The organism is Haloarcula sebkhae, from assembly GCF_014647415.1.
Lineage (GTDB): Archaea > Halobacteriota > Halobacteria > Halobacteriales > Haloarculaceae > Haloarcula > Haloarcula sebkhae.
Map to the genome: position 1 here is coordinate 14,689 of NZ_BMPD01000013.1, position 20,501 is coordinate 35,189.

Genomic DNA, 20,501 nt, shown 5'->3' on the forward strand with positions numbered 1-20,501 from the left:
GAGAACATTTGTTGTCAGAGGCAGCCCCCTCTTCGCGGTATTCATACGGTCGGTATCAACCGCCATCATTCACCACCCCGACGCCCACCCTGAATTCGAGAAATTTTTCGAGATTCCACTGGTCGTAGCATCCGATTCTTGTAAGGCCGGATTCACTAACGGAGAATGGCAAGGCGGCTACGATCCGGAGGAAAACGAGGCCGTTGGAGAAACGAACTGTCAAATTCTTGATGACAATATGTACGTCCCGGTTCAGCACGGCTCAGCCAAACTCTGGGAGCAACAGAAGAAGAGCTTCAAGGCCCTTCTGGACACCAACTGGGAGAAAACCGCTGAGGAAGATTTCGAGGGAATATACAGTGAATGCAATGTCCTCGAACAAGAGGTTAATGAACTACTAGATCACGGACAAAAAGACGAAATTTGTTCGAATTGGGACCCCGACCAAAATCTACTCCGATTGGTCCGGAATGCGACCCAGGAAGTTGATCATCTGGACCTGACTGAGTTCAACGAAGCAAGCGAATATTATGCTGCGATAACAAAATACGACGCTGATGGGTTTGGTGAGGAAAGCGCAAAGACGAAACTGAAGGGGGTGAAATCCCTTTCTTCGAAACTGACAAGTTACACAGACCGAGACGACATTCGAGGGATCGAAAGGAGAGCTCAAGCAGACCACGAACCAGTACTATTCAAACTGGGAGGCGGGGGTCCGGTGGCAAAGAGATCAACGTCAACACGTTGGAAGATATCTTTGAACTCCCCTGCTTCCGGAACATGGTCGAGGACCTTCGAGTCGAAAATGGTGGGCCAGTCAGGAAGGACCTCTACAACTTTGTGGCGATGGTTATGTGGCTACAAGGTTACCACCAAATATCTCATGAAAATATGAAACGAGCAGTCGTTGATAACATCGCAAATCTCTTCGAAAAGAAGTGGGATTGGTACGACCCAGACGAGACCAGCTATCAGGTTGCTTATGAAATCGACCACGGGACTATCGACGGTGGAGATGCCCTCCCGATGGGGTGCGATAACGACGTTATGAAACGGCACTGTATCGGCAAAGAAAATTGCCCCTATTCGATCTACCAGAGTCTTCCGTTCCCTCAAGAGATGTACGACCTGCTTGATGACCTGCAAGGCGAAGCTGAAATATAGAGCCTAGATTTCTCTTTCGAGTCCAATTGGTAGTGACAGTTCAGTAGTCTCCACCCTCCCTCTATCAGCATCCATTTCCACAAAGGAATACTCGAAATAGTCGTACCCATTTAGCAGATTTTGGTGAGAGTCTTCGTGCCTGTTGGACTAGGACAGTAGAATACTATCAAGAATAAAACAGTTTATCCAAACTATGACTCTAGTGACTGTATCTTCGGAAATTCGGGGAGTGCAGTCAGCTAACACCAGAATTGTGTTATAGACTGGATCAAGGATGGGCCATACAGACCGAAACTGCCGAATTTATCCGAATGCAGCCATTTAAGTACGATTTTCTAATCTGACTGCGTGAACTAGCAATAGTATCTTCCTAATCCGCCGAAATCCTGACGAGTGCAGCCATTTGTGGCCGGTTTTCGTTCATCATCCCTTCTTGAACTGCCAGTATCGCTTCTACCTGCTGAAATCAGACGAGTGCAGCCATCTGACGGCTTTTGAGGAGTCTGGTTGGGGGTCGGAAAAAGTTTCAGCCACGGTTATGGGGTTAGAATAGAGTTGCAGCCATTTAATTTGTTCTTAGGCAGTTACAGCCAATATACACCCTCCGATTTTGTCCAAAGAGAGAGGGGGGTGTAGCGGGTGTAGGGGAGGTGAAGCCAAGAGGCGCTTGGCAGCGGGCTTCAGACGGCAGCCAGCCGTGGACCACCCAGGCGGGATTACTATCAGAATGACTAGATAGGCGAGACGCCTGTGTCGGGAGAGTGGACCACAGTGACACAGGAGTGTAACGGCGAGTGTAGCAAGGGATGGGCAAGCGAGGATGCCGTGGTGGGATGGACCTCGATACGAAGACGTCGGTGGGGAGATCCGCTTGGGCAACAGTGGGGGGACAGACGGCGGGAACAGTACAGCAGGGAGATTACTCAGGGACGCGAATGTATATGTATTCTAACACTGGGTCTGGCCGCGGCTATATGCCGACGACATCGACGGTTGGCTGGTGGGGAGATCGGCCCTGGAAGGACGCCTTCAGGACAGGCATGGCAACTCACCTCGACACCCCTACTACGACTGCGGGGGACAGACCGGAGATGTACCCCTCGAAAGCCCGCGGTCGCTCGCGGTCCCTGCGCGACATATCATCGGTCGCTGCGCTCCCTCGATAGGGGTCGCGCAGCGGACGCCCGCACCGACCGCACGCGAGGCGACCGCCCCCTTTCAGTCCACCCGCCGCAACAGCGACCGCCCCCTTTCAGTCCACCCGCCGCAACAGCGACCGCGACCACAAACAGCCCAGCACAACAGACATGTCCGTTACTGACACTCCCGAATCGGCGGCACAGCACGACTCCGAGACTGCCCTTGGGTCGGCCCCGGCGCTGCGGTCGCCAACGAAGGTCGTATCGTTTGTCGAACAAGTTCTCGTTGAGCTTCACCACGAAGCGCTGGCTGCTCGATATGTGACCGACATAGGGCAGGAAGGGGGAAAGACAATTTGGTGTCGGGTCAAGCACACGCAACTGGACGTCGACGCGGAGTATGTTCAGATTCGGGACGATCCACGAGTAGGTGTTGGCGTCGAACCGTGTTCGCAGGCGACGGTTCGAGAACGGCTGTGCCAGTGTCTTGACCACGACCGGTCTGGACATGTTGATGTCCGGCCACTGACCGGCATACAACTGAGTGAGGACTGATCGTAGTTCAGGCCTGTTCTCGCATTGGCAAGTCGAGATCGCCGAGAGCAGCGTACTGGCGAAGGACACAGAGATGCGGACAGATGGTTGTCGCCCGGAAGACCGCGCAGCTGCACCAGCCAGCGTGGATCCCGTTGGGATGTTCTGCCAGTGAGCAATTCACGGGACAGTCGTCGTCGACGGAGACAAGGAACAGTCCGGACGACCGCCTTCCGTTACATCGACATCGGCATCGAGCGCAGCGTTCCACGTTGCTGACCGGTCGTCACGAATCTGTCCTGAACTGCTGTTTCCTGAATCTGGACGCCTACGTTATCCAAGGCGACTCACTGACTGTTGAGTTCCAGCGAGCGTGGCAAACCTCGTACTCTGCGTTGGGTGGCAGCGTTCGCGAGCTATACGACGCGGAAGTCTCTGAACTTCGTGAGTGGATGACCAACGCCTTCGAGAATACGGTTGAGGACGGCACCCAGCTCAGTCCGGGGCAGCAAACAGATACGCGCTCGGAGGATCGAACACCTCCAGTTACGACGTCCGTCCCGAGTGAACAGGCCAGTCTGGGTGTGTTCGAGAGCAGCGATTAGCGGCTGTTTTGTGCCCCCCAGTCGGGTGAGGGACGTTCCAGCGAGAGCGTCCTGAGAAGAACCATGTCAAACGTAACAGACGAAGATCCAGACTCCGTTGAGAAAGTAGAACGAACAGATGTCGGCTGTAGCATGGAGGCTCGGCTGAAACGAGGAACTGGGACACGAGACGAAGACACTGTGACGATCAAGGCGAAGGGTGAGACTGCTGAGGAGACGATTGCAGAGTTCCACACGCTCCTAGAAGAGCATGAGCAGGATATCAGTGGCCGACTTCGGGATATTCAGCCCAAACGAGACGAGTAACGTCCTGCAATACTACATTTTTGCGTTTGTCGACAAATAATCACTTGTCAGGTTTCCGTGGTCGCAGGTACCCCAGAATGGGCCAACTCGTCTGATTGGTTACTCATACTCACTCTGTCGTGTATTGAATCAAGGTAGAGAATCAACCGAGGTTGACGTTGATTGCCTTGGTTTGGGTAAACTCGTCGATAGCTTCCATGGCGTTCTCGCGGCCGGAACCGGACTGCTTGTAGCCGCCAAAGGGCTGGCCGGCAGAAACGTCGTTGTAGTGGTTTACCCAAACGACGCCCGCTTCGAGGCGTCGCGCGGTTCGGAGCGCCTTCGTGATATCATTTGCAATGACACCGGCGGCCAGTCCGTAGTCGACGTCGTTGGCCTGTGCAACCACGTCGTCCTCATCACTCCAAGAGAACGTCTCCATGACGGGGCCAAAGATTTCCTCCTGAACCGATGGGTGGTCGTGGTCGATGTCGTCGATGACGGTTGGTTCGTAGAACGCACCGTCGGCGAGCGACTCGTCGTCGGGCTTGTGGCCGCCTGTTCGGATGGTCGCACCGCTTTTGCGGGCGGCCTCGACGAACTCGTTGGTTCGTTCGACCTGCTCATCGGAGACTTTCGGTCCCATATCTGTCTCTTCGAGTAGCGGGTCACCGACAGCCATGCTCGCTGCGGCGTTAGTGAACGCCTCGAGGAATTGCTCTTCGATGTCCTCGTGGACGAACAACCGGGAACCGGCAGCACAGCACTCACCTTTGTTGAAGAAGATGGCCATCATCGCTGCCTCGATCGCCTCTTCGAGGTTGGCGTCCGGATAGACGATGATGGGGCTTTTCCCGCCTAGTTCGAGCGTTGTCTTCTTGATGTCCTCCGCGGAGCTTCGGATAATCTCTTTGCCGACTTCCGTCGACCCCGTAAAAGAAATTTTGGGCACGTCTTCATGTGTTGAGAGCGGTTCGCCGGCATCTTCACCGTAGCCAGTGACAACGTTGATGACACCGTCAGGAACCGTATCGTCGACGAGTTCCATCAGCTTCAGAATCGACAGCGGCGTCTCCTCGGACGGTTTGAGGACCACCGTGTTACCGGCGGCGATGGCAGGGCCAAGTTTCCAGACCGCAATGAGCAGCGGGAAGTTCCATGGGACGATTGCGCCGACAACGCCGTACGGTTCCTTGACCGTGAGAACCTGTTTCTCACGATTAAACAGGTCGTTCGTCTGGCGCGTCTCGCCATTGACGTTGCGGGCCGCGGCAGCGTAATAAGTGAGGTGGTCGATGACCAGCCCCATGTCACCCATCGCTTCGGTAATCGTCTTCCCAGTGTCGAGTACTTCAAGGGTCGCGAGCATCTCCTGATTCTCTTCAACAGCTCGTGCCATATCTGAGAGGACTCGCTGGCGCTCACCCGGTGATGCGTCCTTCCAACCTTCGTCGAACGCTTTCTGTGCCGCCTCAACAGCGGTGTCAATGTCGGTGGGGTTGCCTGCTGGTACCTCACCGAGCACTTCACCCGTTGTCGGGTCCCTAGTCTCGATTCTGTCATGGCTGTCGCCACTGATGAACTCACCACCAATGTAATGGTCGAGGTCGTCCGGGACCGCGTCTGAAGCGGCCTCCCGGTGACGTTGTTTGATTTCACTATTCGTCTCTGCGGAATCGTCACTGGCTGTACTCATGATGGACCAGTGTCACAATTTAACATGAGACAGTAAATAGTTAACTGTGAGCACATTATACTTCAATATCAAAATGGCGTAGAAATGAGACTATCATATTATGATCTCACTGGGTGTATTGTATAATTATCGCGCCCATGACGACATATGGTATTTTAATTTACATTGAAAGTCGGAAAACGTCGTTAAATGCCTTCTCACCGATATTTGGCGAGAATCCGATAGTTTACTATTTGGATAATTCTGCATATAGCATAGTTGGAGAACATTTATTGCGATTGCCGACCGTAAAAAGAGATAACATAATACAATGATCAACGGGAACGATTTCGAGTTCGATCTTTCACCCCGCGATGTGGCTATACTTAAGGCGAGGGTTAAATATCCCGAGAAGTCTGCCAGTAAACTTCGAGATATCTTAGAAGAGGAGTTTGATATCTCACTTTCACACAATCGAGTGAACGAAATTCTAAATGAGATGCGCGACGAGGATGTGTTTTCGATGCGTGCAATCCCGAACCAGAACATCTTCGAGTACTACCTTTTTCAGGTTGCTTTTCATTATTCGAATTTTGATGAGAATTGGGAGAGGTGCTACAAGCGGTTGCTTGACGACCCACACGTAATATTCTTCGCCAGCGCTGACGACTACCACGAGTGGCAGTTCGTCGCACAGTTTGCCTCACCAGAGCAGAGTGAGGCGTGGCGTCACGACTTCGTTAAGGAATTCGGTGACTTCATCGCGCAGATCGACAAGACGGCGCTCCCGGCAGTCCACAAATTCGAAACGGCGGCAGCCATCTTTAATGACTTGCTACGTGACATGGGAGGTGAGGAGTATCTTGGGGATGTAGAGCAGGACCCTAGCGAGCAGGAAGAGACTGACCGGGTCTCGGTAAACCAGTGAAACGCTTATTCTGGTTGCTTACCGAGTGTGTGTAAGGACACCACTGTATCCCATGTGTCAGCGGGATTAGAATGGCATCACATACAGAGACAGATTCCGCGCGAATTAAAGACCGGCACGCAGCACTTGCTGATTCGTTGCTCCCGTCGGGGCCGCTCAAACACTTTGTCGGTGGCGAGTGGATTACTGGAAGCGGCGACAACACGTTTGAATCGATCAATCCGACCACGGGTGAAGCGCTCGTGCGGGTCTACGAGGGAACCAAAGAGGACATTGACCGGGCGGTCAACGCTGCCTGGGAGGCTTACGAACAGCGGTGGGCAGGGGCCACGCCGGCGGAGCGACAGCAGGTACTCCATATGCTGGCCGACCGACTCGAGGCGCGTGCAGAGGACTTTGCACGTCTCGAGGTTCTAGACAACGGAAAGCCGATTATAGAGGCCCGTGAGGATATCGAACTCGCCGTCGATCATCTCCGATATTTCGCCGGCGCTGCCCGAAATATCGAAGGCAAAACCGTCCCGAACGGTGAGTTGCACGTTCAGACACGCCGAGAACCGTACGGTGTCGTTGGACAGATCGTGCCGTGGAACTTCCCGCTGTTACTGGCCATCTGGAAACTCGCGCCGGCACTTGCCGCCGGCAATACGGTTGTACTTAAACCAGCCGAGCAGACCCCTGCCTCCCTGCTGACGTACATGCGCGAAGTCGAGGACATGTTACCCGATGGCGTGGTCAACGTTGTCACGGGGTCCGGCCCGGCGACCGGTGCGCCCCTAGTATCTCACGAACGGGTCCCGAAGGTAGCCTTCACCGGATCGACCGAAGTGGGACAAGGCGTGATGAAAGCCGCCGCGAACACGATTAGTGATATCACACTCGAACTGGGCGGCAAGAGTCCGCTCATCGTCGCACCAGACGCAGCCCCGACTGACGCAGCGGAGATAGCTGTCGATGCGATGTTCTTCAACAGTGGCGAGTGCTGTAGTGCTGGGACTCGGCTGTTCGTCCATGAGAGCAGCGCGGACGAGTTCGTTGACGCGTTTCTCGATGCCATCGGACAGCTCCGGATGGGTGACCCGCTCAACGAGGCCACCGATATCGGTCCACAGGTCAGCCGTACGGAAGTCGAGAAGACACTCCATTACATCGGCCTGGCAAGAGATTCCGATGCAGACATTCTTCGGGGCGGCGGAACCGCTGAAGAGGGAATCCTAGCCGAGGGGTGTTTCGTCGAACCGACCGTCATCGCTGACATCGATGCCGACAACACAGTCGCGACACAGGAGATTTTCGGACCCGTCGAGGTTCTGCTCGAATGGGACGACTACGACGAGATGGTCGCACGCGCGAACAACGTCGATTATGGCCTGGCTGCCGGTGTGGTGACTGATGACCTTTCCTTTGCTCACCGCATCGCAGCGGACATCAAGGCCGGCAACATCTGGGTCAACACGTTCAATCGTCTGCCTGCCGGCCAGCCATTCGGTGGCTACAAACAATCTGGCATCGGCCGAGAAGGTGCGATGGAGACACTCTGGGAGTACACCCAGACGAAATCGATAACGATGGATCTGGGCGAAAATCAGTAGCCGCTGAGGTTGAATTCGCCCATCTGCGTGTAGGTCGTAATACCCGAGGCGTGTGGAACTTCGTCAGTTGGGGCCTCCATCAGAAGCCAGAAGAGGACTTCCTCATCTTGGATCGGTTCGTCGTCGACGTACTGCGCGGGGTGGTAGAAGCCAAGTTCTGCCTGCACGTCGTCGATAACGCGCAACGCCTCCCCGATTTCATCCTCTTTAGGCCGGACAACCACGACTTCCTTCAGGTTATCCAGCGGGATGTCAATAGTCTCCGGTCCGTCTGGGTTCGTAAACCGGAGTAAGTGCTCTTCACTTACATCGTTACTGTCGAGGTAGAACTCGCTTTCGGGGATCTGCCACTCATTGCCGTCGAAGAGTTTCGTTTCGACACCGTCTGTGGTTCCGGGCGTCGGTTTGGTCAACCAGTTTTCTAGATAGTACTGCGCCGGGCCGTCGTTTTCGCGCTCGCGGTACTCGTAGAACTCGTTAACGTAGCCAGGGCCATGCCGTTGGAACACCGGCATGAAGACGCCGTCCTCGTAGAACTGGTAGTTGATGTAGTAGTTGTATGGTGCGAAGCGGTGGCCGGAGTGGAAGTCACGAGCGTTCTGGACGGCTCCAGTGTGATAGTGGGTGCGAATGTTGAATCCACCCGGACGGCTCTGCGTCGAGGGATACTCGGTCTTTCCGAGGATTCCGGGGCCCCCGAGGCTGAGGCTGTGGATGTCCCAGTAGAGGAGTTCACCGCTGATGGTCGGTTCATTGTCCGGGAACATCCACTCACGGGTATTTCGACCGTTGCGCTTGGGCATGTCATAACAGGTTGAGGTACTGAACGGCGCGGTCAACGAGAAAACCGGCTTGCCGTTAAAGTCCGCGCTCACCTCCGCACCTACCGTCCGAGGTCCGCTCCAGTTTATCGACCAGCCGTTCTGTTCGAACTCGTTCGGCGGCTCTTCGATGCGGTGGTAACCGTTGGGGGCCGTAATCTGTGGCCGTTGCATCATCGGCGGTTCCGGAACTTCGCCCAACACAGATTCGCCTACGGTCCCGGTGTTCTGGGCTATCCTGTATGCCGGGTGCTCAGCGAAGTCGTTTACTATGTGAACGTCAAGCAACTCGGCTTCCTCGCCAGTTACGTCCATGAAGCCGCTGACAACCTTGAGCTCACCCTCGTCCATCACGAAGTACGCAAGGTTGGAGACTTCACCGTGGGCGTAGTCGCCGTAGCTGGTGATTATTTCGGCGGCCTTGACCATCGGGTACCACTCCTTCCCTTCGAGATGTTGCCAGATTTCCTCTTTCTCCAGCATCTTCTCGTGGCGCGACCGCTGGGTCTCGTCCCAGTCGCCTCTGGTCCAGGTCACATCGGTCGGTTCGTTGATTTTCAGGGCGACAAGTTCGTCGGTTACCCGATGGACGAGTCCGTAAGCAACCTGTCGGTTCTTTGCAGTTACCTCAAACGGCGTGTCGTCGGGACCCCCGTTGACGGTCATCCCCGTGGTTCCTTGCACGCTAACGGCATCTAGCCGGTTGGTCAAGGGATCGTACGCCTCGAAGGACGCGACCCAGTCGCTGGCAACGTCGTTGACCCCTGGGTCGGAGACGAGCGCCTCGACAGCCTGGCGCTTCCGGTATGCCCACAAGTCCTCGAACCCGAAGTCACTCACGTCGCGGGGACCGATTCGCCGCGCGGACCTGATCCGATCATCTGGTTCAGGCGGCTCGGAGGGTTCATCATCGGTATCGTCCGTGGTCTGGCTTGATACTGATGCCTCCGTGGGCGTGCCGTCGTTACCGTCATCGCTCAAGCTACACCCAGCGAGTGAGACACCCGTTACGACACTCATCGCGGAAATAAATTTCCGGCGGCTCGACTGTCTAATTTTATCATGGAGTTCTTCGCCTGTCATAGTCTAGCACATTATGGTATTAGCTGTCACTTATATATTGGGGTGATACTAATACCTCCGCTCTCATGCTAGTGTTGACCAGACAGACAGGATCTTGCGGCTCTTTTTGCCGCCAGTATCCCTAATCTTGGCATGCGACCTCAGTTTCAGAGGGTGATCTCGCTACTCGGGCGAAGATACGACTGTCTGAAACTAGATTTTGTCGACAAGTACGCTACATAGTGGCAAAAGCTCGAAAAATCAAGTTCACACTCTAATACAGAGCATCAATATCTTCTCAGAGTATAATTCACTCACCATAACCTATATTGGGGTACTCTCGTTTGTGCACACTGTTGACAATGACAGGTCCATACAACCGACGAACACTGCTTCGGACCGTGGGGATCACAGTTGCTGGTACTATTGCCGGTTGTAGGGGCGATAGCTCGACGAGTAGTAACACGGACGAAGCCAGTGATGATACAGCGTCGCCGGAGCCAACATCCGCCGATACGCACGCTGAGTCGAACGATGCTCCGTCCATCGATGAGTTCCTCTCTCAGACTGACAACTACGACGGGATCACCGATGAGACTGGCACCGGGTCCGTCACGGTCGACGTCGGTGTCGAGGCAAATGGAGCGTACTACGGCTTCAACCCAGCAGCAATCCGTATCGACTCCGGCACGACGGTCACATGGGAGTGGACCGGTCAGGGTGGCGTGCACAACGTCGAGGCACGGCACGGTGCCGACTTTGAGAGCGAGCAGAAGTCGTCGACTGGCGAAACGTACACACAGACCCTCGAGGAACCCGAGATGGTCCTATACGTTTGTGTTCCCCACGAAGGAGTCGGAATGAAAGGCGCCATCGTCGTCGAGTAGACCCTACTCTCCCTGAGGGCGACCCAAGGACGTCGACACTGGCGCTTCAGACCGTGACGGGGCCATTCCAGTGAATGAGTTGTTCGCCCGAAACAACTACTCGGTAAGCGTGCAAATTCAGCGGAATCAGAATGTCAGAACATACCTATATTTATATTGACTGCTTAGGTCTGGCGGAGGTTCACCTATGGACCGATTTACCGACGAGACAGCGCTCATCACCGGAGGCGGATCAGGAATTGGACGTGCAACAGCCGAGCGCCTCGCCAGCGAAGGTGCGAACGTCGTGGTTTCTGATATCGACGACGATAGAGGGGAGGACGTGGTCGCATCCATCGAGGCCGACGGTACAGAGGGTATCTGGGCAGAGTGTCTCATGTGCGGAGACGTCGTTGCGCCGGAGTAGTCCTGATGTTCGTCCTGCGTATCCTCCTGATTGTGATAACTAATATCATGGAGATTTTAGATATCTGAGTTGGCTAGTCTACTCGCCGGAGATGATGTCGTTCGCTTCGTCACGGGTTCGCTTTGCAGCCTCTTGTGTGTAGCCTTCGTGTGTTGTCTCGATAGACTTGTGCCGCAGTATGTCTTGAGCCAGCTGTGGATTCTCGCGATAGATTTCTCGCCCGAGGCCACGGCGAACCCCCGTGTGGTTTCAGCGGTTCCTCGAAGTCATACTTAGACTACTCACAGAGATCGGCAGGGATGTTACGGGCTGACTGGGTTGTGATCGATGGCGTCGGGTCCATAGCTTTGGCCGCGTTATTGAGTCTGGGGAACACTGCCTCATCCTCGTCAGGCTCTCGGAGTCGCTTCCAGCGCCGGAGTGGGCGAAGTGCATCGTCAAGGATCGGCGCAGACTCACGAGTGCGATCCTTTCCGAGCACCTGCATCGTGCCAGCATCGAGGTTAACGTGACGCCACCGCAGGCCGCTCCGTTCCTCATCGTCAGAGACGGCGACGAGTTCCGCACTAGGGGCTCCGGAGTAGGCGAGCAAGAAGACGAGTGCGGCGAGACTCAGGTGTCGGAGCCACGGAAGAATGGTAGCGAGGACACAGTCAAGTATTCGTCCAGCTGCTCAATACAGTAAAAACAAATATGCTATGATTCGCTTTGAATTTCCTGATAGAGGTCTGCAACAACGGTTGAACCGTTGTGGGCATCTACATAGCTCTGAATAGTCGCCAGCCCATGCTTGCGCTCTTCTGTAGTGCTGCGTTCATCCTTACTGGTAAATGCGGTCTCAAGAACTCCTCTCAGTTCAGACTTGAACTCAGACTGTTTCGTTGTAAACTGAATCGGAGGTGGCTCTATAGTGACCAGATCTGGCTCCGGTATAGATATAGACACATGATCTGCCGTCCCGAGTGTAAAACCAGTCTCACGACCGGTTGCAACGGTATCATACAATAAGACGACTTCTCGGAGAGATGGATACAGTTCATGTGTCGTCCGGTCCAGTTCAATCATTAGGACAATGTCGTCTGGATTCGAAACATCTGACCAATCGTAACTAACCGCAGTGCAATTACAGTGTATCATGTGGTTGGATCGGGCATTGGACCGGAGGGTTGTGGCTGGTCGCCTATGTTTACGGAAGGCCAATTTCAGTTGATATTCACGTTTCGTTGGTCAGCGAGCGTCAAACTGCTATTAAATTATGTCAGACTGCCAATTTCCTGAATCAATGATGGCATCAATTATTTCAGGATATTGCTCCTGTTTGAATTTGATTCGTGCATCAAGCGATGTCCGTCTAATACGCTGCCGATCATCGTCCTTGGGAGCTAATCCAGCGGAATCAGCCAACTCGATGGCGATGAGTGAAAAGTCATCGAATCCGTCCTCCATCTGCCATCCAAGATCGTTGTCGATAGTCGCATATTGGTCGGCGGCAAGGGAATAAGCTTCTTAATAGTTGTCAAAATCAGCTACGAGTCGGAAGTCACCGATAATCTCGTGACCCAATCCAATCTCCGCGGGATCATCATAAAGAGCATCTCTGGCATCGGCCATGATAGCAACTCCTTGTTCACAGTGACGCTGGCATCGGTCGTCACACTCAGCTAACCGGAAACAGAGGCTACCAAGAAGGAATTCTCTCACTGCCTGTGCAAAAAATAATTTATTTGCAGTCGACGCATCCGGTTGGCGATTTTCATCGGGCAACCGAAGCGACTCTACCATTCCAATCCGCGCCGCTGCCACATAAAAAGAGCCAGCTGTTTCAAGCGCGTCTAATTCTCGGGATTGACGTGCGACTCGGCTGTACTCTCCATAGGCTGAAGACAACTGACTACCAACATTGTCGCTATCGTCTTCCGTTTTATCAATACCAGTCATGTGCGGTGGATAGAACCTCCATGGTCATCTGAGTGAATAGGCGTATCTAAATCTCCTCTTGGACCGAGGAACTCGCTGTTATTAGTGCCAATGGCACTGAGTATCGTCGCGACGTGGAACAGTCGTCGCTAGAACGCAGTATCGTTGACAGCAATCCCGTCGAAGCGGTTGATCTGTTTCTGGAACGACTGCCGGCAGTCCTCGATATATTCCGGGTCTGGATCGGGCTCGTTCCGTGTCTGGTGGAGATATTCAAGTTCGATGGTCAGATACTCGTATTCGGAGGCGTCGTGGCCGTCCCACCATGAGGAAAAATGGAGGTCCCTGACGAGGAGGTTCTCTTCGTCGTCCCAGCCGCGAACAAGAATATGCTTGTCCTCGTCAAGAGTCTCAAGATCAAGCACAGCACTGGAGACGGTATCGCTGATTTCGTCTGGTGTGTCAGTCGGCTCTGCACTCAGCCTGAGCCGGATCGAATACAGAGCGCTGTGATGGCGCCCCTTCATCGGTAACAATGTGTAGTGAACGTCGCAAAACTCGTATGGGGCGACATCCTCGCTCATTTTCTCACGCATCTCCGGATGGTAGAAATTTGCTTGGTACCCATCCGGTATCTCTTCAAACGTCACCAAGCATGATTTTTCGTTCAAAAGTTCGCGCATATTTCATTAATCAACACGATTGATATTAAATGGTATGTCTGATATTATTCCGGCAATAAAGATGCTAAGAGTGTTCGCTATGGGATCATGTGACGTGAGTCTGATGCCCGATCATGTGACCGTCGAATCGATGGCTATAGTTCGGCCATCGAAGAGTCCCTACAATCGGTGGACGTTTGAGACTGTGCTGCGGGTGCTGGCAGAGGCTGAACTGACGTTGCAGAAGGCTCCGACGCAGGACGAGTACGAGCGTGGAGTCTGTCACAGCGGCACTGTCGTACGCTTACGGTTCGATTGCATCGGCACTCGCCTCGACGAGGTCTATCGGGATGAATTCCGAGGAGACGGCCGGCCTATATCCTGCTGCCCGTGCTAATATCAGTAATGCAGTAGCCTGTACGGACATGACTTGTTCTACAACATTGTCTTGCTGCATGTCCTGTTCGTGGAACGCGAGCATGGACTCGATACCTGACTCGATAGCCGCTGGGTCTTCCTCGCAGACGCCACGTGCAATCGAGAGTATCGCTTGTCCGTACGCTGCGTGTGGACTAAGCTTCTCGTCGTTGACGGCCTCTAATCCCATGAGTGCGGCCTCGTCGACAGTACCCAGAACTGCGCCCGCGAGACACCACGCGAGAAAGTACCGGTCGGCCCACTCATCACTAGGGTCGCAGTCTTCTTCAGCAGCAAGCCGTTGCATCGACTCAGCGAGGTCAACGAGAGTGGCTTCCTCCCCGGCCAGCAACGCAGCGTACATTCCTTGCATCCGCTGTCGGGCACTGTGTAGTGGTATGGGATCCTTGTCTGAACTTCGTTGGTAATATGTCGCGGCTTCGGTGAACGCAGTTTGCGCGGCCCCGATGTCATCGTCATATATAGCAAAGACACCCAACTCTTCATAATCGCCCGCCAAGCCACTGAAGAAGCTGGACTCCTCACTCTCTATCTCACCTTTCTGATATAGATCCAGTACCTCTTCGGCAATTTTACGTCTGCTTTGCTGGATTCGCTTGAGTCGTTTCTCCAAATCATCACGCTTCTCAACCAGCGCGACAGAGGCGTTCTCAGCAGCACTATCGTCACTCCCTGGCAACTCCTCAGTTTGGGGCCCGCTGAGACATCTCGTGATGGAACGGCTACGTCAGGTCAAATCCATCGCTGGCCGCTTCGACCAGTTGCCCCGGAATGTACGGACTCGAAATATCAGGGTCGTAGCCCTTGCCACGAGCCAGAACAAACAGCGCGGTCGCCTGTACCGACATGGTCAGTCCCACAACGCCGGACTCACCTATATCCTGCTGATGGAACGTCAGCATTGACTCGATACCTCGTTCAATGAGGCGTGTGTTTGCATCACGAATCCCTTGACTGCACGCATAGATTGCGTCACCGTAGTGTGAATGTGGCTCAGGTTTGGTTTCGTTGATAGCCTCCAAGTTGTCTAGATCGGTATCAGAGAGATCATCGACAAGTGCTCCAGCGAGACAGCCTGCGAAAAAGAACCGATCTGCGTTGTCATCGTCTGGGCTGAGCGAGTGTTCGCGATGAATCTGGCGGACGGCGTCAGCAAATTCGATGACATCCGTATTGAGACCTGCGAGCGCTGCCGTGTAGATGCCGTCAGCCAACGTATTTGTACTCATGACCGGAAACTTGTGCGCCTCTGCACTTCGGTGGTAATACGCCACCGCCGTTTTGAAGGCATCCTGAGCGGCCGCGATATCACCGGCAGTGACCTCCAAAATGCCGACACTCTGATAATTTCCGGCGAGCCCTTTAAAGAAACTAGAGAGTTCTATCTCGACACCTCCCGATTCATAGAGTTCTTCGCGCTTTTTGATGCGCCGAATTCTTCGCTTTCGGAGTTGTTCGGCTCGCTCCTGTTGGCTTTTAGTCAGCTTTCTCATTGGTTCTGTTCCTCCGCTTGTAAATCTATTATAGTTACTGAATTAACGCCAGCGATGCTTTCGTTGGTGATGTCCGTCGACTCTGACCGGGGATTCGTGAGTGTACGGCCAGTGGCTTGGGGTGAGTCTCGAACGAATACAATCTCTTTTTGTAGGCTTCCGCTGTCTCTAGCCAATAGCACGTCGTCAACGGTATCACTCTTAATTTTCCCTTCTTTTTCCAATCGATCCAGACTATTCTCAATCCATTCGTTGGAGAGCTGTGGATCACCGTCGTATGCATCGGTGTTGAGCAGGGACTTTCCAACGGCATCGGTACTGCCACTGGTTTTGGCCTCGATAATCACGTACTCCTCAGATGTGGTATTATATGCGATGATGTCTGGACCGATTTCGGACGCATCGCCTTCCTTGAAGCCCCCGTTCGGCCATCGAAGCTCCAAATCATCACGCTTCTCAACCAGCGCGACAGAGGCGTTCTCAGCAGCACTACCGTCTGTCAGGTCGTCTGGATTATCCGCGTACGTTTGAACGAAGCGGTCTCGGTTGTGGATGCAGTCGTAGTTGACATCCACATTACGCATCGTTTCACGGTATTCGCCCTGGTATCGGGTGTATGCGCTGGCTCCGGGGTAGTATCCAGTCGTCTGTGACTGGACCGCCATATCAATATCCTGGCCGTTTAGGGCACAACGATCTTCAATGTCGTCATCCTCGCTGTACCGATTGTAATACGAGTACGTCCTGAGTGCCATATTACTGATTGTCTCAACCCAGACTCGCAGTCTCTGCGGGAGATCATACCTCTCCCACGTTCCAGGTCTGTTTTCTCGTTCATCGGTTTCGTCGGGTTCAATCTGTTCTTCTTCTTTGCCGATCTCTTCCTCTATTGTTTCACCTACTGACTCGACCTTGTGGGCTGTCAGAATCGTTCCACTGACCACCCAAAGAGCAATCTTGCCGTCTCCTGACGGATTGTCACCAATAACATAGTGTCTGTCCCCTTCACCGATTATTTGCGCATCTGTCGTCAACGCATGGTCGATTTCCGCTACTGTGAGACCGACAGTTTCATCGATATATGCTTCCCCGTAGCCTCGAGCGTATTCACCAGACGAATCGTATGCAACATGTCCGGATGGGAGAACAACTGTACCCATGCCAGCCGGCGTTTTGCTCTGGTCCCACTTGCCCTCGATTTTAGTCGCGGGCAACGTATGGTCGTAAGTCTGCTTCGTGTACCGACGCTGCGCCGAGCCTGTTGTCTCAGCAATCAGTGCGTAGTTCGTGGCTCCAGTTGCAGCAGCGCCAGAAACAGCAAGGCCAACAGAGGCGGCGCTAAGCTCTGTTACTGTTACAATGTATCCTGCTCCGGAAGTTACACCAGTACCCGCATATATCACAGGAGTCGTCTGTGTCGCTCTAACCACAGCCGACATGTCGACATTACCGTGTTCGACATCATGGTCTATAATCACGGGATTTCCATTTGAATCGATAACAATTACCCTGACAAAGCTCGGTGTAAAGATACCGCCTCGATCCCCAAACGCTGGTGTGATGGAAACTTCACCATCTTGTCCTACCGAGAAGTCATCCTGTGTATATGTCTTATTGTTCCATGAGTCGCCCAGCACTGGAACCTCAACATACTGTTGTACTCTGATCTCTTTGATACTCTTTGCTGAGCCAGTCGTTCGCGCAACAATTTCCAAGTCGTCTGCTGTGGTTGGCTGCCCAAATGATCGGATGTAATTGACCGACGTAGTAAAGTTAAATCCTGGAGGATGCGTTCTTTCAGTAGGAGCTGGATCAACCAAGTCATTTAGTCCGTCGTCGGAAGTATCGGTATCTCTTGGGTCTGTTCCGACTGCCTGTTCTGCGCCACCATCGAGACCATCGCCATCAGTATCGGGAGTGGTGGGATCCGCAGTATAATCGAAATACGAGCCCTCGTACTCTTTGCCGTTGTGAACGAACGATCGCGCTTTGAATTGCCCGACTTCCCGACTGTCGGACAGCCCGTCTCCGTCGGTGTCGTTCGACGTGGGATCGGTGTGTATGACCTCCCCGTCGGGTCCACCCAGTATGAACCCCTCGCGTTCCATCTCGTCACTCAGGCCGTCGCCGTCGGTATCGTTGATCTCGGTTGTGGTATTCGCAACACGCGAGAACACTGTCGGGAGCCCTTCTGCATCATCGACGAAGTTGACCTCACCACCGGTCTCGTTTGCGATGGCTGAGAGTTGGTCCCGCGTCGCACCGCCGAATCCGATCGGGTAGATTGTAATATTCTGTTCGGCCGCTTGCTTGGCTTCGGTCACACCATCGGAGTACTTTGATTTCCCGTCCGTCAGGAAGATTATAATCTTGCTGCGGTCCGGACTACTCTGTTCGGCAAAGTGTTCGTTCGCTGCGCTAATCGATGCGAAGTCCGTCCCGCCGTTACCACCCTCGTAATCGACATCCCGTATCGAGCGGTTGACCGCTGTGTGGTTACTCGTCAGCGGCTGTTTGACACGACCAAAGTTGTCAAATTCAATGACCGCCGCACGGTCAGTCTCTAACAGACTGCCCGTGAACCGCTGTGCAGCATCCTTCGCTAGTCGGTCAGGGTCTTCGCCTTTCATCGACCCGGACGCGTCCAACAGCATGACGACATCGACGGGCTGGACACCATCGTCGTCCGTTTGTCGGACTGGCTCGGTTGCGTTGTACGTCGCCGCCCAGTTGTTGATGTCAAAGACAGCGAACGTAGAGAAGTGACTTGTTTCTGCAGTTACCGTGTTGTTAGCGGCGTCGACAGTGGAGTTCAGCGGGACGAAAATCCCCGCCTCAGGATCGTAGGTGAACACGGCGAGGTCCTGGCTCTCATTTTGAACCCCCGTCTCGTTGTACGCCAGTGTAACGTTAGATCATCTACCGGCGGTTGTAGAAGCGGCTCCAGAACACACGATACGTTCTCACCTCGCTGACCAGCTCAGTTGAGGTGTCGTCTGTCTGGTTCCTTGCGAAGAGATGTCAGCAATCTACTCACCGCCGATGATATCATTCGCTTCGTCACGCGTTCGCTTTGCAGCCTCCTGAGCGTACCCTTCGTGGGTCGTCTCGATGGACTTGTGTCGGAGTACGTCTTGAGCCAGTTGCGGGTTCTCGCGATAGATTTCCCGTCCAAGCCCCCGGCGAGCGCCGTGTGGCTTCAGCGGTTCCTCGAACTCATAGTCGGACCACTCACAGAGGTCAGCGAGGATGTTTCGGGCAGACTGGGTTGTGATCGACGGTGTTGGGTCCATTGGTTTCGCCGCGTTATCGAGTCTGGGGAACACGGCTTCGTCTTCGTCGGGTTCTCGCAGTTGCTTCCAGCGTCGAAGTGGGCGAAGCGCATCGTCGAGGATCGGCGCAGACTCGCGGGTTCGATTCTTGCCGAACACCTGCATCGTGCCAGCATCAAGATTGACGTGTCGCCACCGCAGGCCGTTCCGTTCTTCATCATCAGAGACAGCGACGAGTTCTGCGCTGCGGGCTCCGGAGTACGCGAGTAGAAAGATGAGCGCTTGGTCCCGGTAGGCTGCTTCCCGATCAACGTCGTCGTGTTCACCGACTTCGTCGACGCGAGCAGTGGCAGTCGCGCAAATTGCTTCGCGGTCGCGTGTGGTCCAGTATTGCTGGTCAGTTTCGGTCTCGTCGGTCGGAAGCGGGCCTTCGGCGTGGTTGGTCTTGGCCGGGTTCGTCGGTATCAACCCTTCGTAGACGGCCCAGGTGAGGAACGAACGGACGTATGCGAAGTACCGCCGTGCTGTTTCCGGCGAGATATTGTCCCGGTCGTCGGCTCTGGCTAGCTCACGAGCGTATTGTCGACAGAGATCGTCGTCAATCTCTTCTGGACTGGTAATGCCATGCTGGTCCCGGCTCCATGCCGCGAACTTCCGCAGCACGCTCGCGACGTTTGTTCGGTAGCGTCCGGAGTCGATATCGACCAGCCGTTTCTCGATGGCTGCTTCGAGGGCGTCGTCCCCGGGGGTAGCGTCGTACTCAGGTGGAAGCCGATCCATGCTTCCCATACAGCGGCGGTGCTGGTCAAATTGGTGGTGCTTACTGGGCAAGAAGACGGACATACTCGCTGGACGAACAGTCCTGGTTGGCTTGGGGGTTAAGGCGTTGAGTGGATCGCCGCGCTTGTCTCATCAAATATAAAACCCAGTGGTGATCTGCACTTGAGCGTGACCCAGAGTTGGCCTATATCCTTCTGAGGGAGAAAGTCCAACTGCAGCATGTCCCCCAACCGACATCGGTCCTCCAACGAGAGAACACGCCGTCAGGTGCTTTCCATGGGCGGTGTAGCAGTCGTAACGTCACTGTCCGCGCTGACCTCTGGATGTTTGTCCAGCCTTCCACCTTTGGGAGATGGTCGGTCATATGGTCGCGTCGACGTCCCCTCTGCAGGAGATCCAACATACCGAACATGGCTTCCCGCACCGGAGAGTCTTGATCCACCAGCAGATCAGTACGCGTTTAGCGCCATGCAACCAGCCAGCCCCCGGCCCGGCGCCCAAGAGGCGTTTATTTCAGCACAAGCGAGACAAAAGTGTCATGTAGACTACTTCGGCATCGGATTCGAGAATTACGATCGAATCATTGATTCCGCTTTCGGAACCGTGATTGAGGCAGCGTTTGACCGAAAGATGGTTATACAAACTGTCATCGACAGTGGCTACGAGCGCGCCGGTGAGTATCGAGACTACAGGGTGTTTGACCGGATGGATATCCCACGCCGTGTTGCTATCGGCGACGGTGCCATCGTGTGGACGAGCGAACAGAGACACGACAGACCACATATAGAGGCACTTATCGACGCTAATGCGGGTAAACGACCTCGATATCACGAGGAAAATC

Annotated in this window: 17 protein-coding genes and 4 pseudogenes; 10 read left to right on the forward strand and 11 right to left on the reverse strand. The window is 54.2% G+C overall.

Translation table 11 applies throughout. The annotated features are described in order from the left end of the window. Nucleotides 1-43: 43 nt before the first annotated feature. From IEY38_RS21735 to IEY38_RS20895, 5 genes and pseudogenes are all read left to right on the forward strand, one after another. Nucleotides 44-655: pseudogene (locus IEY38_RS21735) on the forward strand (primase-associated protein); the annotation flags it as partial. 74 nt (nucleotides 656-729) lie between these two features. Continuing rightward, nucleotides 730-1,164 (forward strand): primase-associated protein, encoded by a 435-nt coding sequence (locus tag IEY38_RS21740; RefSeq protein ID WP_268238785.1) that lies wholly within the window; start codon nucleotides 730-732, stop codon nucleotides 1,162-1,164. A gap of 1,307 nt (nucleotides 1,165-2,471) precedes the next feature. Continuing rightward, nucleotides 2,472-2,858: a hypothetical protein gene (locus IEY38_RS21535; protein ID WP_229775420.1), complete on the forward strand. Its 387-nt coding sequence runs from the start codon at nucleotides 2,472-2,474 to the stop codon at nucleotides 2,856-2,858. A gap of 233 nt (nucleotides 2,859-3,091) precedes the next feature. Further along, nucleotides 3,092-3,442: pseudogene (locus IEY38_RS20890) on the forward strand (N-6 DNA methylase); the annotation flags it as partial. Nucleotides 3,443-3,505: 63 nt separating this feature from the next. After that, on the forward strand, nucleotides 3,506-3,748 hold the full coding sequence (locus IEY38_RS20895; RefSeq protein ID WP_188980952.1) for a DUF7389 domain-containing protein: 243 nt from the start codon (nucleotides 3,506-3,508) through the stop codon (nucleotides 3,746-3,748). 142 nt (nucleotides 3,749-3,890) lie between these two features. Here IEY38_RS20895 and IEY38_RS20900 read toward each other — a convergent pair whose 3' ends face one another. Beyond that, nucleotides 3,891-5,423, reverse strand: coding sequence for an aldehyde dehydrogenase family protein (locus tag IEY38_RS20900; protein WP_188980954.1), 1,533 nt, complete (start codon nucleotides 5,421-5,423; stop codon nucleotides 3,891-3,893). Between the two features lie 310 nt (nucleotides 5,424-5,733). Between IEY38_RS20900 and IEY38_RS20905 the strand changes: the two genes are divergently transcribed. Both IEY38_RS20905 and IEY38_RS20910 read left to right on the forward strand, forming a co-directional pair. After that, nucleotides 5,734-6,330, forward strand: a complete 597-nt coding sequence (locus tag IEY38_RS20905) for a helix-turn-helix domain-containing protein (RefSeq protein ID WP_188980956.1) — start codon at nucleotides 5,734-5,736, stop codon at nucleotides 6,328-6,330. A 71-nt stretch (nucleotides 6,331-6,401) separates the two neighbouring features. Continuing rightward, nucleotides 6,402-7,922: an aldehyde dehydrogenase family protein gene (locus tag IEY38_RS20910; RefSeq protein WP_188980958.1), complete on the forward strand. Its 1,521-nt coding sequence runs from the start codon at nucleotides 6,402-6,404 to the stop codon at nucleotides 7,920-7,922. Here IEY38_RS20910 and IEY38_RS20915 read toward each other — a convergent pair. Continuing rightward, nucleotides 7,916-9,763: a hypothetical protein gene (locus IEY38_RS20915; protein WP_229775421.1), complete on the reverse strand. Its 1,848-nt coding sequence runs from the start codon at nucleotides 9,761-9,763 to the stop codon at nucleotides 7,916-7,918. The genes IEY38_RS20910 and IEY38_RS20915 overlap by 7 nt on opposite strands. Before the next feature lie 404 nt (nucleotides 9,764-10,167). Between IEY38_RS20915 and IEY38_RS20920 the strand changes: the two genes are divergently transcribed. Further along, nucleotides 10,168-10,692: a halocyanin domain-containing protein gene (locus tag IEY38_RS20920; RefSeq protein ID WP_188980962.1), complete on the forward strand. Its 525-nt coding sequence runs from the start codon at nucleotides 10,168-10,170 to the stop codon at nucleotides 10,690-10,692. A 187-nt stretch (nucleotides 10,693-10,879) separates the two neighbouring features. Further along, nucleotides 10,880-11,098: an SDR family NAD(P)-dependent oxidoreductase gene (locus IEY38_RS20925; RefSeq protein ID WP_229775422.1), complete on the forward strand. Its 219-nt coding sequence runs from the start codon at nucleotides 10,880-10,882 to the stop codon at nucleotides 11,096-11,098. Between the two features lie 78 nt (nucleotides 11,099-11,176). Here the strand turns inward: IEY38_RS20925 and IEY38_RS20930 are convergent. The 9 genes and pseudogenes from IEY38_RS20930 to IEY38_RS20970 form a co-directional block, all read right to left on the reverse strand. Further along, a pseudogene (locus IEY38_RS20930) lies at nucleotides 11,177-11,702 on the reverse strand (tyrosine-type recombinase/integrase); the annotation flags it as partial. 92 nt (nucleotides 11,703-11,794) lie between these two features. Beyond that, nucleotides 11,795-12,163, reverse strand: a complete 369-nt coding sequence (locus tag IEY38_RS20935; RefSeq protein WP_188980964.1) for a hypothetical protein — start codon at nucleotides 12,161-12,163, stop codon at nucleotides 11,795-11,797. Between the two features lie 183 nt (nucleotides 12,164-12,346). Further along, nucleotides 12,347-12,544, reverse strand: coding sequence for a hypothetical protein (locus tag IEY38_RS20940; RefSeq protein WP_188980966.1), 198 nt, complete (start codon nucleotides 12,542-12,544; stop codon nucleotides 12,347-12,349). Between the two features lie 60 nt (nucleotides 12,545-12,604). Further along, nucleotides 12,605-13,036, reverse strand: a complete 432-nt coding sequence (locus IEY38_RS20945) for a hypothetical protein (protein ID WP_188980968.1) — start codon at nucleotides 13,034-13,036, stop codon at nucleotides 12,605-12,607. 128 nt (nucleotides 13,037-13,164) lie between these two features. Then, nucleotides 13,165-13,542, reverse strand: a complete 378-nt coding sequence (locus tag IEY38_RS20950; RefSeq protein ID WP_229775423.1) for a hypothetical protein — start codon at nucleotides 13,540-13,542, stop codon at nucleotides 13,165-13,167. Between the two features lie 439 nt (nucleotides 13,543-13,981). Next, on the reverse strand, nucleotides 13,982-14,794 hold the full coding sequence (locus tag IEY38_RS21540) for an Imm49 family immunity protein (protein WP_188980977.1): 813 nt from the start codon (nucleotides 14,792-14,794) through the stop codon (nucleotides 13,982-13,984). A 43-nt stretch (nucleotides 14,795-14,837) separates the two neighbouring features. Then, nucleotides 14,838-15,608, reverse strand: a complete 771-nt coding sequence (locus IEY38_RS20960) for a hypothetical protein (RefSeq protein ID WP_188980979.1) — start codon at nucleotides 15,606-15,608, stop codon at nucleotides 14,838-14,840. After that, on the reverse strand, nucleotides 15,605-18,463 hold the full coding sequence (locus IEY38_RS20965) for a VWA domain-containing protein (protein WP_188980981.1): 2,859 nt from the start codon (nucleotides 18,461-18,463) through the stop codon (nucleotides 15,605-15,607). Before IEY38_RS20965 ends, IEY38_RS20960 begins: the two co-directional genes overlap by 4 nt. A 174-nt stretch (nucleotides 18,464-18,637) precedes the next feature. After that, nucleotides 18,638-19,660: a tyrosine-type recombinase/integrase gene (locus tag IEY38_RS20970; RefSeq protein WP_188980983.1), complete on the reverse strand. Its 1,023-nt coding sequence runs from the start codon at nucleotides 19,658-19,660 to the stop codon at nucleotides 18,638-18,640. Nucleotides 19,661-20,128: 468 nt separating this feature from the next. On the opposite strand from IEY38_RS20970, the pseudogene IEY38_RS21545 reads away from it, so the two are divergent. Next, nucleotides 20,129-20,501: pseudogene (locus IEY38_RS21545) on the forward strand (hypothetical protein); the annotation flags it as partial.